Raw genomic sequence first — 13331 nt, forward strand, 5'->3', positions numbered from 1 at the left:
GAAATAGTGGTTGATGTAAATCGTTTTAAAAGTATGCAAATCACCCTAGCTTCTCCAAGCAAAGTCCGTTCATGGTCTTATGGAGAAGTCAAAAAACCTGAAACAATCAATTACCGTACGTTGAAACCAGAACGTGAAGGACTCTTTGACGAAGTCATCTTTGGTCCTACAAAAGACTGGGAATGTGCTTGTGGTAAGTATAAACGCATTCGTTACAGAGGGATTGTTTGTGACCGTTGTGGGGTTGAAGTAACGCGTACAAAAGTTCGTCGTGAGCGTATGGGACACATCGAGTTGAAAGCTCCTGTATCTCACATCTGGTATTTCAAGGGGATTCCAAGCCGTATGGGGTTGACCCTTGATATGAGCCCTCGTGCCCTCGAGGAAGTGATCTACTTTGCGGCTTATGTGGTGATTGATCCTAAGGATACACCACTTGAGCACAAGTCTATCATGACAGAGCGCGAATACCGTGAGCGCTTGCGTGAATATGGTTATGGATCATTCGTTGCCAAGATGGGTGCCGAAGCCATCCAAGACCTTTTGAAACAAGTAGATCTTGAAAAAGAAATTGCTGAACTCAAAGAAGAGTTGAAAACAGCTACTGGACAAAAACGTGTCAAAGCCATCCGTCGTTTGGATGTTTTGGATGCCTTTTACAAGTCTGGAAACAAACCTGAATGGATGGTTCTCAACATCCTTCCAGTTATTCCACCAGATCTTCGTCCAATGTTGCAGTTGGATGGTGGCCGTTTTGCCTCATCTGACTTGAACGACCTTTACCGCCGTGTTATCAACCGTAACAACCGTTTGGCTCGTTTGCTTGAGTTGAATGCACCAGGTATCATCGTTCAGAATGAGAAGCGTATGCTTCAAGAAGCGGTTGATGCTTTGATTGACAATGGTCGTCGTGGTCGTCCGATCACAGGACCAGGTAGCCGTCCATTGAAATCATTGAGCCACATGCTTAAAGGGAAACAAGGACGCTTCCGTCAAAACTTGCTCGGTAAACGTGTTGACTTCTCAGGACGTTCCGTTATCGCCGTTGGTCCAACTCTTAAGATGTACCAATGTGGTGTGCCACGTGAAATGGCTATTGAGCTCTTTAAACCATTCGTCATGCGTGAAATCGTCGCTCGTGATATCGTGCAAAACGTCAAAGCAGCTAAACGCTTGGTGGAACGCGGAGACGAACGTATCTGGGATATCCTTGAAGAAGTAATCAAAGAACACCCAGTGCTTTTGAACCGCGCACCGACCCTTCACCGTTTGGGTATCCAAGCTTTCGAGCCAGTCTTGATTGATGGTAAGGCCCTCCGCTTGCACCCACTTGTCTGTGAAGCCTACAATGCCGACTTTGACGGGGACCAAATGGCCATCCACGTACCGCTTTCAGAAGAAGCTCAAGCAGAAGCTCGTATCTTGATGCTTGCTGCTGAGCACATCTTGAATCCGAAAGATGGTAAACCAGTTGTTACTCCATCTCAGGATATGGTTTTGGGGAACTACTACTTGACCATGGAAGAAGCTGGTCGTGAAGGTGAAGGAATGGTTTTCAAAGACCGTGATGAAGCTGTTATGGCTTACCGTAATGGTTATGTTCACCTCCACTCACGTGTTGGTATCGCGACAGACAGCCTCAACAAACCATGGACAGAAGAGCAAAAACACAAGGTCTTGCTGACAACAGTTGGTAAAATCCTCTTCAACGACATCATGCCAGAGGGTCTGCCTTACTTGCAAGAACCGAATAATGCGAACTTGACAGAAGGACTCCCAGCTAAGTACTTCTTGCCACTAGGTGGCGATATCAAGGAAGCAATTCGCAACCTTGAACTCAATCCTCCATTCAAGAAGAAAAATCTTGGGAATATCATCGCTGAAATCTTCAAACGTTTCCGTACGACAGAAACCTCTGCATTCTTGGACCGATTGAAAAACTTAGGTTACCATCATTCAACACTTGCTGGATTGACAGTGGGGATTGCTGATATCCCAGTGGTTGAAGACAAGGCTGAAATCATCGAAGAATCTCATAAGCGTGTAGAGCAAATCACAAAACAGTTCCGTCGTGGTTTGATCACTGATGATGAACGTTACAATGCCGTTACAGCTGAATGGCGTGCAGCTCGTGAGAAATTGGAAAAACGCTTGGTCGACAACCAAGATCCGAAGAATCCAATCGTTATGATGATGGACTCAGGAGCCCGTGGTAACATCTCGAACTTCTCACAACTTGCCGGTATGCGTGGTCTGATGGCCGCTCCGAACGGACGTATCATGGAATTGCCAATCCTTTCAAACTTCCGCGAAGGTTTGTCAGTACTCGAAATGTTCTTCTCAACTCACGGTGCCCGTAAAGGTATGACCGATACGGCCCTTAAGACAGCCGACTCAGGTTATCTTACTCGTCGTTTGGTCGACGTTGCCCAAGATGTTATCATCCGTGAGGACGACTGTGGAACAGACCGTGGTCTCTTAATCCGCTCTATCGCAGAAGGAAAAGAGATGATCGAGTCACTCGAAGAACGTCTCAACGGTCGTTACACGAAGAAAACTGTTAAACACCCAGAAACTGGCGAAGTTATCATTGGTCCAAATGAGTTAATCACAGAAGACAAGGCGCGCGAGATTGTCAATGCTGGTGTGGAAGAGGTGACTATCCGTTCCGTATTTACATGTAACACTCGTCATGGAGTCTGCCGTCACTGTTACGGTATCAACTTGGCGACTGGTGATGCGGTTGAAGTTGGGGAAGCAGTTGGTACAATCGCTGCCCAATCTATCGGGGAACCTGGTACACAGCTTACCATGCGTACTTTCCACACGGGTGGGGTTGCCTCAAATACCGATATCACTCAAGGTCTTCCTCGTGTCCAAGAAATCTTTGAAGCCCGCAATCCAAAAGGGGAAGCGGTTATTACAGAGGTCAAAGGACAAGTTACAGCCATCGAAGAAGACGCGTCAACTCGTACGAAGAAAGTCTTTGTTAAGGGTGAAACTGGCGAAGGAGAATATGTCGTTCCATTTACAGCACGTATGCGTGTTGAAGTTGGAGACCAAGTTTCTCGTGGTGCAGCATTGACAGAGGGTTCTATCCAACCAAAACATCTCCTTGCTGTTCGTGATGTCTTGTCAGTTGAAACTTACCTTCTCGGTGAAGTCCAAAAAGTTTACCGTAGCCAAGGGGTAGAAATCGGTGACAAACACATTGAGGTTATGGTTCGTCAAATGATCCGTAAAGTCCGTGTCATGGATCCAGGTGATACAGATCTTCTCATGGGTACCCTTTTAGACATCAACGATTTTACAGATGCGAACAAAGATGTCCTTATCGCAGGTGGAGTTCCAGCGACTGGTCGCCCAGTCCTTATGGGAATCACCAAAGCCTCACTTGAAACAAACAGTTTCTTGTCAGCGGCTTCCTTCCAGGAAACAACTCGTGTCCTTACAGATGCAGCCATCCGTGGTAAGAAAGACCATCTCCTCGGACTCAAGGAAAATGTTATCATCGGTAAGATCATCCCAGCAGGTACTGGTATGGCTCGCTACCGTAACCTTGAACCACAGGCAATCAATGACGCAGAATATCTGGCTCCTGAACAAGAAGATACAGAACTTGCTCCAGTAGATGAAACTGTGGAAATCCAATCTGAAGAAACTGTAGAATAAAAAGTAAACAAGAGAACCTTCGGGTTCTCTTTGTTTTGTTTCAGAAAATTTTCCCACTTTTCCATAAAGTGTGGTAGAATAGAAGAACTAAAATGACAAGGGGATTTATATGGAACAAACATTCTTTATCATTAAGCCAGATGGTGTGAAGAGAGGTCTAGTTGGCGAAGTTTTGAAAAGAATTGAGCGACGTGGTTTCAAACTCGAAAAATTAGAGTTACGTTCAGCAGTTTCAGAAGCTTTGATTGACCAACACTATCAAGACTTGGTTGAAAAAAGTTTTTATCCTCCTATCCGTCAATTTATGACCTCAGGCCCAATAATTGTTGGAATTATTTCAGGTCCCAAGGTAATTGAAAGCTGGCGTGACATGATGGGGGCTACTCGTCCAGAAGAGGCTCTACCAGGAACTATCCGGGGAGATTTTGCTAAGGCGGCAGGAGAAAATCAAGCCATTCAAAACGTGGTACATGGATCAGATTCAGAAGAGTCAGCTAAACGAGAAATCGCCCTCTGGTTTAAGGATTAGATTAGAAGAAAACAGTTCTGTGAATGACGGAACTGTTTTTTGTACCGTTCAGCGTCCTAATGTGACATTTTGGAAGTCATTTATCATTTTCTAATCCTGTCAGAGTATAATTTCTTATACGGAGGAAGAAAAGGAAATGATGAAATCAATTCGTGTTTTATTATTATTAGCTGTCGCTCAAATTTTATTTGGAAGTTGTTTATTGTGGAAAGAATCATTTTTATCCTTAAGAGAAGGAAATGTCTATTTTTTAATTCTCATAGTGGGAGTTTCAGGCTTTTGTGCTGGGATTAATTACTTCCATACCTTGGGTCAGAAAAGTCATAGTATTTTGCGTGTTCAAAAGAAAGTAAGCCTTGTTTATAGCCTTCTTTTAGTAGTCAATCTTCTGGCAACCTGTCTGGTTCTCACAGAAAGCATCCAAACCACTAGCAAATTGCAGCAGGATCTGGTTGACCTCTTTCTGCCGTCATTCTTTTTCTTGCTGGGAGTAGATCTATGGATTTTCTTACCTTTTGATAAATATATTCGGGATATGGACAACCATCTCAACAAGAAGAGAACGGTTGTGATTTCCGTTTTAGGCACGATTATTTTCTTGAGAAATCCCGTAACAATCTCTTCCATTCTCCTTTATATTGGTCTCGGTTTTTTATGTGCGCGTTTCCTCTTTCCCAAATCCGTGCAAAGGGAAATTTCATTTTACGGACATGTGATTCGCGATGTTTTATTTGTTATTTGTATTTTTACCTTTTTCTAAGAAAGGGAAGGAGAACTGTAAATTTAGCATAGTAAGTCTATAAAGAAAATTCACACAAAAGGAAACTTTTTGGTATAATAGTAATATGTACATAAAAAATGAAGAAGAGCTTCTAGCTCTCGGAGAAAGATTAGGTCACTTGCTTCAAAAAGACGATGTTCTGATCTTGACTGGAGAGTTGGGTGCGGGTAAAACAACCTTTACAAAAGGCCTTGCCAAGGGTTTGGATATCCGTCAGATGATTAAAAGTCCAACTTATACTATTGTCAGAGAGTATGAAGGGCGTCTGCCGCTTTACCACTTAGATGTCTACCGTATCGAAGGAGATGCTGATTCTATTGACTTGGATGAGTTTCTCTTTGGTGGCGGTGTGACTGTTATTGAGTGGGGGCATCTTTTGGGTGAGGCTTTACCAGATTCTTACTTGGAGTTGGAAATTTTGAAAGAAGATGAGGGTCGTTGCCTTCATTTTACAGCTCATGGCCCTCGGGCTGAACAACTCATCAAGGAGCTTCAGGATGGAGTATGAGTTGTGCATTCGTGAGGCAGAGACTTCAGATGCTATAGCTTTGATTGCATTTTTAGATTGTGTCGGTCAAGAGACAGACTTCACTAGCCTAGATAAAAATGGTATCATGATGACAGCTTCTGAAATAGCTCTTTTTATCGAAAAGCAAGCTGCATCGGAGAATCAAATTACTCTCCTCGCCTTACTGAATGATGAGATTGCGGGTGTCTTAAATATCACAGCGGATCAACATTTAAGGGTTCGGCATATTGGAGATGTTTTTTTAGCGGTTCGAAAGAAATTCTGGAACCAAGGATTGGCTACAATACTTCTAGAAGAAGGCATTGAGTGGGCTAAAGCCAGTGGCGTCTTGCGCCGCTTGCAACTCAGTGTACAAAAACGAAATGAGGCTGCTATCCACCTCTATTCAAAAATGGGATTTATCACAGAAGGCTTACAAGAAAGAGGGGCCTATTTAGCAGAAGGGATATTTTTAGATGTTTGTCTGATGGGCAAATTGATAGATGAATAACAAGATGATCAAAAAATTAATTGGAATGGTGCTAGGTTTTCTGGCAGTAACAGTTGTAGGTGTAGGAATTTATGCCTACACAATCTATCAGCAGGGGACTGCAACCCTGAGTCAAAAAACTTACAAAAAAATCGGTGAAGAAACCAACGTTATCGAAGCAACTGAGCCTTTAACGATTCTCCTGATGGGGGTAGATACGGGAAATTCGGAACGTACAGATCCGTGGGCAGGGAATAGTGATTCCATGATTCTCTTGACGGTTAATCCAAAAACAAAGAAAACCACTATGATGAGTTTGGAACGGGATATTCTGACCAAGATCGAGAGTGGAAATGGCCAAGTTCAGGAAGCCAAACTCAATGCGGCCTATGCCAATGGCGGTGCGGAGCTTGCAATTTCTACTATTCAAAAGATGATGAATATCCACATTGACCGCTATGTAATGGTCAACATGCAAGGCCTTCAACAATTGGTGGATGCAGTTGGTGGAATCACCGTCAACAATACACTCGGTTTCCCAATTTCGATTGCTGACCAAGAGGAGTTTAATAAGATTTCCATCGGTGTTGGAGAACAAACCTTGAATGGTGAGGAAGCTCTGGTGTATTCACGGATGCGTTACCAAGACCCAGAAGGAGACTATGGTCGTCAAAAACGTCAACGTGAAGTCATTCAAAAAATCGTTGAGAAGGTTTTGAGCCTAAACAGTGTGAGCCATTATCAAGGTATCCTCAAAGCTTTGAGTGATAACATGCAGACCAATGTGGACTTGTCAGCTAAGAGCATTCCACAATTGCTCGGCTATCAAGATTCCTTCAAGAATATCGAAACGCATCAATTGCGTGGGGAAGATGCTGAGCTACAGGGAATTTCTTATCAGATTGTCACTTCAGAACATATGCTCGAAATGCAAAATCTCTTGCGTAGTTCACTAGGTAAAGAGCCAGTGACAGAATTGGAAACCAATGCGGTACTGTACGAAACAGCCTTTGGTCGGACAGCGCCTTCAACCAGTACAAACGCTTCAAACGAAGAAGCAGAATAAGAAAAGAATCAAATCGTGGGAAATTTCCTGCGATTTTTTCAAAAAGAATTCGAATAGATAAGTAGGAGGAAACATGAAAGCAGAAATTATTGCTGTTGGAACAGAAATTTTAACAGGGCAGATTGTCAATACCAATGCTCAGTTTTTATCAGAGAAACTAGCCGAAATCGGGGTAGATGTCTACTTCCAAACAGCTGTTGGAGACAATGAAGCTCGTCTTTTGTCCTTGCTGGAGATTGCGAGTCAACGTAGCAATCTTGTGATTTTGACAGGGGGCTTGGGACCAACTGAGGATGATTTGACCAAACAAACTCTGGCAAAATTTTTAGGAAAAAATCTAGTGTTTGACCCTCAAGCGCAAGAGAAACTGGATATCTTCTTTGCTCATAGACCTGACTATGCTCGGACACCGAATAATGAGCGCCAAGCCCAAATTGTAGAAGGGGCAACTCCACTGCCAAATGAAACAGGTTTAGCAGTCGGAGGGGTGTCGGAAGTGGATGGCGTGACCTACGTGGTCCTTCCAGGACCACCAAGTGAGTTGAAACCCATGGTCTTAAATCAACTCTTACCCAAGTTAATGACTGGTACCAAGTTATACTCACGAGTGCTCCGTTTCTTTGGAATTGGGGAGAGTCAGTTGGTGACCATTTTGGCGGACTTGATTGACCATCAAACAGATCCGACTTTGGCGCCGTATGCCAAGACGGGAGAAGTGACCTTGCGCCTGTCTACAAAAGCAGTCAGTCAAGAAAAGGCTGATCAAGCACTGGACATCCTAGAAAATCAAATCTTGAGTCGCCAAACTTTTGAGGGAATTTCTTTACGAGACATCTGTTATGGATATGGGGAAGAAACCAGTCTCGCAAGTGTCGTTGTAGAAGAGCTAAAGAAGAGACAGAAAAGCATTACTGCGGCAGAAAGCTTGACGGCTGGTCTCTTTCAAGCGACATTAGCAGACTTTTCGGGCGTTTCAGCCATCTTTAATGGCGGTTTTGTCACTTACAGCCTAGAAGAAAAGTCCAAGATGTTGGATATTTCCGAGCAAGAGCTAAAAGAACACGGGGTCGTTTCTGAGTTTACGGCTCGAAAAATGGCAGAGCAGGCACGGCTCAAGACTCAGTCTGATTATGGAGTCAGTCTGACAGGTGTAGCTGGGCCAGATAGCCTAGAGGGGCATCCCGCCGGCACAGTTTTTATTGGACTGGCACATGCAAAAGGGACAGAGGTCATCAAGGCTAATATCGCAGGACGGAGTCGAGCAGATGTACGTCACATCGCGGTTATGCATGCCTTTAACCTAGCTCGTAAGGCTTTATTAAGTGACTAAATTTTGATATAATAGTAGATAGGTCTAAGGACCAGTAGAATATAGGAGAACAGAATGGCGAAAAAACCAAAAAAATTAGATGAAATTTCAAAAAAGTTTGGAGCGGATCGTGAAAAAGCCTTGAACGATGCTCTTAAATTGATTGAGAAAGACTTTGGTAAGGGATCAATCATGCGTTTGGGTGAGCGCGCGGAGCAAAAAGTGCAAGTCATGAGTTCAGGGTCCTTGGCTCTTGACATTGCTCTTGGTTCAGGTGGTTATCCTAAGGGACGCATCATCGAAATCTATGGACCAGAGTCTTCTGGTAAGACAACGGTTGCCCTTCATGCTGTCGCGCAAGCACAGAAAGAAGGTGGTATTGCAGCCTTTATCGATGCGGAACATGCTCTTGACCCAGCCTATGCTGCAGCCCTTGGTGTGAACATTGACGAATTGCTCTTGTCACAACCAGACTCAGGAGAGCAAGGTCTTGAAATTGCTGGAAAATTGATTGACTCAGGTGCAGTTGACCTTGTCGTTATCGACTCAGTTGCGGCCCTTGTACCTCGTGCAGAAATTGATGGGGATATTGGAGATAGCCACGTTGGTTTGCAGGCTCGTATGATGAGCCAGGCCATGCGTAAACTTGGTGCTTCTATCAATAAAACCAAAACAATTGCCATCTTTATCAACCAGTTGCGTGAAAAAGTTGGGGTTATGTTTGGAAATCCAGAAACAACACCTGGTGGACGTGCTCTGAAATTCTACGCTTCAGTCCGTTTGGATGTTCGTGGAAGCACACAAATCAAAGGAACTGGTGACCAAAAAGATACCAATGTCGGTAAAGAAACCAAGATCAAGGTCGTGAAAAACAAGGTGGCTCCACCATTTAAGGAAGCCTTCGTTGAAATCATGTACGGAGAAGGGATTTCTAAGACTGGTGAACTCTTGAAGATCGCAAGTGATCTCGATATCATCCAAAAAGCAGGAGCATGGTACTCTTACAAGGGTGAAAAAATCGGGCAAGGATCGGAGAATGCTAAGAAATACTTGGCAGATCACCCAGAGATTTTTGATGAGATTGACCATCAGGTTCGTGTTCAATATGGTTTGATTGAAGATGAAGAGGGATCCACTCCTACTTCTGTCGCTGAAGATTTGGCACCTAACCAAGAAGTGACGCTTGACCTAGGTGATGGACTTGAAATCGAAATTGAAGATTAAAGATAAAACTAGGGAAAGTTTTCAAAATCATAAAAACGCATAATATCAGGTATTCAGAACCTTGGTATTATGCGTTTTTATCGTGAGAAAACTCTCTAGATTTCTCTTCCTTGAAACAACTAATGATCACTAAAGCGCCTGTATTTGATGTGAAAGTCAAAATAATGTTCATCTTGTAATTTTTGGAAGATGTCGCGATAGGCTTCCTCGTCGAAATGGTCACCGCGGTAGAGAATTTCAAAACTCAAGCCATCATACTCTAGAAAAGCGTTAGCTGTTTTGAAGCCATTTTGTTGATAGAAGCTCATACGAGCTTTTCTTTGTTCCAAGTTATCGCATTCTTCATCCAGTCGCTCTACTTCAAGCAACATGGTTCGCTGGTAAAAATCAGTTAGTTTGTCGATAATTTCCTTCCCATACCCATGACTTCTTAAGTGAGGCATGATGGCAAAAAAGCTGATATAAAAAGCTTTTTGATTGGAGATGGCAAAAGCAAAGCCGACAAACTCTTCTTGGTTATAAAAGGCAAAAAAGTGAGCGTCTTCTCGGTCCTGATAGCGCAAGAACTCGGATAGAGGGACTCGTTCTTCCTTGGGGAAAGCTTCCTTGTTTAGCTTTTCAACCTTATCCAGATCGGGAAATGCATCGGTTATTAATTGACTGGTCAAATTCATAAATGACCTCCTTTTCTTGATTATAGCAAATTGTCTCTCTGTAAGCAATTGATTGCAAACTTAGTGATAGAGCCTTGTCGCTCCTTTAGAAAGCTGATATAATAGCTTTATGAATAAGAAACGATCCGTGGACTTGATACATGGTCCTATTCTTCCTGCGCTGTTAAGCTTTGCCTTTCCAATCTTGCTGTCAAATATTTTCCAACAGCTCTATAATACAGCTGACGTCTTGATTGTTGGACGATTTCTTGGTCAAGATTCCTTGGCAGCAGTAGGGGCGACAACTGCCATTTTTGACTTGATTATAGGCTTTACGCTTGGTGTTGGCAATGGCATGGGGATCGTCATTGCCCGCTATTATGGGGCTCGGAATTTTACAAAGATCAAGGAAGCAGTAGCAGCTACCTGGATTTTAGGTGCTCTTTTGAGCATTGTGGTCATGCTGATGGGATTTGTCGGTCTGTATCCACTCTTGCAATATTTAGATACTCCTGCAGAAATCCTTCCTCAGTCCTATCAATATATTTCTATGATTGTGACCTGTGTAGGCGTCAGCTTTGCCTATAATCTCTTTGCAGGTTTGTTGCGGTCCATTGGAGACAGTCTAGCAGCTCTTGGATTTCTGATTTTTTCTGCCTTGGTCAATGTGGTTCTGGATCTCTATTTCATTACGCAACTGCATCTGGGAGTTCAATCTGCGGGGCTTGCTACCATCATCTCGCAAGGCTTATCAGCTGTTCTCTGCTTTTATTATATCCGTAAGAGTGTTCCAGAGCTTCTTCCGGGTCTCAAACATTTCAAATGGAATAAGTCTCTCTATGTTGATCTCTTGGAGCAGGGGCTAGCCATGGGTCTGATGGGGTCAATCGTCTCTATCGGAAGTGTCATTTTGCAATCCTCTGTCAATAGTTTTGGTGCAGTCATTATCAGTGCTCAAACGGCAGCGCGCAGAATCATGGCCTTTGCCTTGCTGCCAATGACGGCTATTTCAGCATCGATGACGACTTTTATCTCTCAAAACTTTGGGGCGAAACGTCCCGAACGTATTGTCCAAGGCCTTCGTTTAGGGAGCTATTTGAGTATGTCTTGGGCAGCCTTTGCCTGTATTTTCCTATTTTTTGCCAGTCCTAGCCTAGTCTCTTTCTTGGCGAGTTCGACAGACAGCTATTTGGTAGAAAACGGGACCTTGTACTTACGTATCAGTTCGGTATTCTATCCATTTTTAAGCCTTTTATTGATTTATAGAAATAGTTTGCAGGGACTAGGCCAAAAACTTTTGCCACTTATATCTAGCTTTATAGAATTGTTTGGGAAAATTATTTTCGTAGCTTGGATTATTCCTTGGACAGGCTATACAGGTGTTATTCTCTGTGAACCGCTACTCTGGGTTGTGATGACTGTCCAACTTTACTTCTCCCTTTCCCGACACCCTTGGATAAAAGAAGGCAAGAAAATCGTGGCAGTCGGAGGCAAAGCCTAGCTTGCTTTGCAAAAGAAAATCCATTTCCTCTAGTGAAAATCAGCTAGACTTGTGTTATAATAAGAAAGATTAAAATGTGAAAAAAGGAGATTCCTAATGGGACGTAAATGGGCCAATATCGTAGCCAAGAAAACGGCTAAAGATGGAGCTAACTCTAAAGTATATGCAAAATTTGGTGTAGAAATCTATGTAGCAGCTAAAAAAGGGGAACCAGATCCAGAATCAAATACTGCTTTGAAATTCGTTATCGATCGTGCTAAACAAGCGCAAGTGCCAAAACACGTTATTGATAAGGCTATCGATAAGGCAAAAGGAAACACAGACGAAACCTTTACAGAAGGACGTTACGAAGGATTTGGACCAAATGGTTCTATGCTGATTGTGGATACCTTGACTTCAAACGTCAACCGTACAGCTGCGAACGTTCGTGCTGCTTTTGGTAAAAATGGCGGTAACATGGGAGCTTCAGGTTCTGTTTCTTACCTCTTTGACAACAAGGGTGTGATCGTATTTGCTGGTGATGATGCGGATGCTATCTTTGAGCTTTTGCTTGAAGCAGACATTGATGTGGATGATGTAGAAGCAGAAGAAGGAACAATCACTGTTTACACAGCTCCAACTGACCTTCACAAGGCCATCGTTGCTTTGCGTGAGTCTGGTATCGAAGAATTCCAAGTAACTGAACTGGAAATGATTCCTCAATCAGAAGTTGAGTTGTCAGGTGAAGACCTTGAAACCTTTGAAAAACTTTACAGCGTTCTTGAAGATGATGAGGACGTCCAAAAGATCTACACAAACGTAGATGGATTCTAATAAAAAAGCGAACAGACTTGCTAGCTGTTCGCTTTTTATATTTGAGATTAGATTCTGGAACCAGAATCTCTTTGCTGTTGGCTTTCTCCTAGGCCCAAAGCCATTTTATGAATTAGTAAGAGCTGTCCATTGTCCTGTTTTGCAAAAGTTAAGGTAACAGTCTTGATATTGTCACCAATAGAGATATAGGTGATTTTTCTCGTATCATATCCCCCAATAGTGGAGTCAAACTCGGAGTCTGGTAGTCCGTGTTTTTTGATAATATCCTTGTAATTGGTACCACCTTTTCCTTTGTTATCAAGGTCACCTTCGATTAAAGCGTCGAACTGTTCTTGGGTCCAAGTGAAGGTATCGTCTTCTTCCTCCTCTTCAGGGAGTGAATCAATGGTATCATCTGTCAAGTCGCGTTCCATTGAGGAGCTAGCTTCTCTATAGGAACGGTTAAACTCTCTGACAAATTCTTTGTAGACATTAGCATACAACATCTGGGTCGTAAGGAAGAGTATAATAGAAGCAATTGACAAGGATGTTCCGATAATGGCCATTGTTTTCCGTTTTTTGAGATTGGCAATAAGTCCGATAATACCTAAGATCAACGCGACAATAGCGATGAAAAACGATAGATAGTTAATAAACGGGATCCAAGATCCTAAAAGTGCGATGGCTCCAAAAATGGTTGCTAAAATCCCTAAAACTTTTTGTTCTTCTGGTTTCATTTGAACGTTTTCTCCCTTCATCAAGTGAATGGATTCCTATCCACGGTAGCTAGTGCTTATTATAGAGAA

The 13331-nt window shown here is 43.0% G+C and carries 12 protein-coding genes; 10 read left to right on the top strand and 2 right to left on the bottom strand.

All coding sequences use genetic code 11. The features are described 5' to 3' along the window. Positions 1-6: 6 nt before the first annotated feature. The 8 genes from rpoC to recA all read left to right on the top strand — a co-directional run bounded on the left by rpoC (position 7) and on the right by recA (position 9579). Positions 7-3672, top strand: coding sequence for a DNA-directed RNA polymerase subunit beta' (gene rpoC, locus B7723_RS07580; RefSeq protein WP_162284532.1), 3666 nt, complete (start codon positions 7-9; stop codon positions 3670-3672). Positions 3673-3781: 109 nt separating this feature from the next. Further along, complete coding sequence (gene ndk / locus B7723_RS07585) at positions 3782-4201, top strand: nucleoside-diphosphate kinase (protein ID WP_084849967.1); 420 nt, start codon at positions 3782-3784, stop codon at positions 4199-4201. Positions 4202-4337: 136 nt separating this feature from the next. Next, positions 4338-4961, top strand: coding sequence for a hypothetical protein (locus tag B7723_RS07590; RefSeq protein ID WP_007520749.1), 624 nt, complete (start codon positions 4338-4340; stop codon positions 4959-4961). 85 nt (positions 4962-5046) lie between these two features. Beyond that, complete coding sequence (gene tsaE / locus B7723_RS07595) at positions 5047-5490, top strand: tRNA (adenosine(37)-N6)-threonylcarbamoyltransferase complex ATPase subunit type 1 TsaE (RefSeq protein WP_084849966.1); 444 nt, start codon at positions 5047-5049, stop codon at positions 5488-5490. Then, positions 5480-6001 carry a GNAT family N-acetyltransferase gene (locus tag B7723_RS07600; RefSeq protein WP_084849965.1) on the top strand — a complete coding sequence of 174 codons (522 nt, stop codon included), beginning with the start codon at positions 5480-5482 and terminating at the stop codon, positions 5999-6001. The genes tsaE and B7723_RS07600 overlap by 11 nt, the downstream gene beginning before the upstream one ends. Positions 6002-6005: 4 nt before the next feature. Beyond that, complete coding sequence (lytR, locus tag B7723_RS07605; protein ID WP_084850119.1) at positions 6006-7046, top strand: glycopolymer--peptidoglycan transferase LytR; 1041 nt, start codon at positions 6006-6008, stop codon at positions 7044-7046. 73 nt (positions 7047-7119) lie between these two features. Next, the gene (locus B7723_RS07610) at positions 7120-8376 is read left to right on the top strand and encodes a competence/damage-inducible protein A (RefSeq protein WP_084849964.1); all 1257 of its coding nucleotides are present in this window, start codon (positions 7120-7122) and stop codon (positions 8374-8376) included. 54 nt (positions 8377-8430) lie between these two features. Next, the gene (gene recA / locus B7723_RS07615) at positions 8431-9579 is read left to right on the top strand and encodes a recombinase RecA (RefSeq protein WP_033585774.1); all 1149 of its coding nucleotides are present in this window, start codon (positions 8431-8433) and stop codon (positions 9577-9579) included. 119 nt (positions 9580-9698) lie between these two features. On the opposite strand, the gene B7723_RS07620 is transcribed toward recA, so the two are convergent. Next, positions 9699-10253, bottom strand: a complete 555-nt coding sequence (locus B7723_RS07620) for a GNAT family N-acetyltransferase (RefSeq protein ID WP_084849963.1) — start codon at positions 10251-10253, stop codon at positions 9699-9701. 109 nt (positions 10254-10362) lie between these two features. On the opposite strand from B7723_RS07620, the gene B7723_RS07625 reads away from it, so the two are divergent. Both B7723_RS07625 and B7723_RS07630 read left to right on the top strand, forming a co-directional pair. Next, a complete protein-coding gene (locus B7723_RS07625; RefSeq protein WP_084849962.1) occupies positions 10363-11733 on the top strand; it encodes an MATE family efflux transporter in 1371 nt (456 codons plus the stop codon). A gap of 96 nt (positions 11734-11829) precedes the next feature. Continuing rightward, on the top strand, positions 11830-12546 hold the full coding sequence (locus tag B7723_RS07630) for a YebC/PmpR family DNA-binding transcriptional regulator (protein ID WP_000532898.1): 717 nt from the start codon (positions 11830-11832) through the stop codon (positions 12544-12546). 47 nt (positions 12547-12593) lie between these two features. Here the strand turns inward: B7723_RS07630 and B7723_RS07635 are convergent, their stop codons facing one another. Then, positions 12594-13283, bottom strand: a complete 690-nt coding sequence (locus B7723_RS07635; RefSeq protein ID WP_084849961.1) for a CD20-like domain-containing protein — start codon at positions 13281-13283, stop codon at positions 12594-12596. Positions 13284-13331: the final 48 nt, after the last annotated feature.

It is taken from the genome of Streptococcus oralis subsp. oralis (assembly GCF_002096435.1).
Taxonomy (GTDB): Bacteria; Bacillota; Bacilli; order Lactobacillales; family Streptococcaceae; genus Streptococcus; species Streptococcus oralis_AA.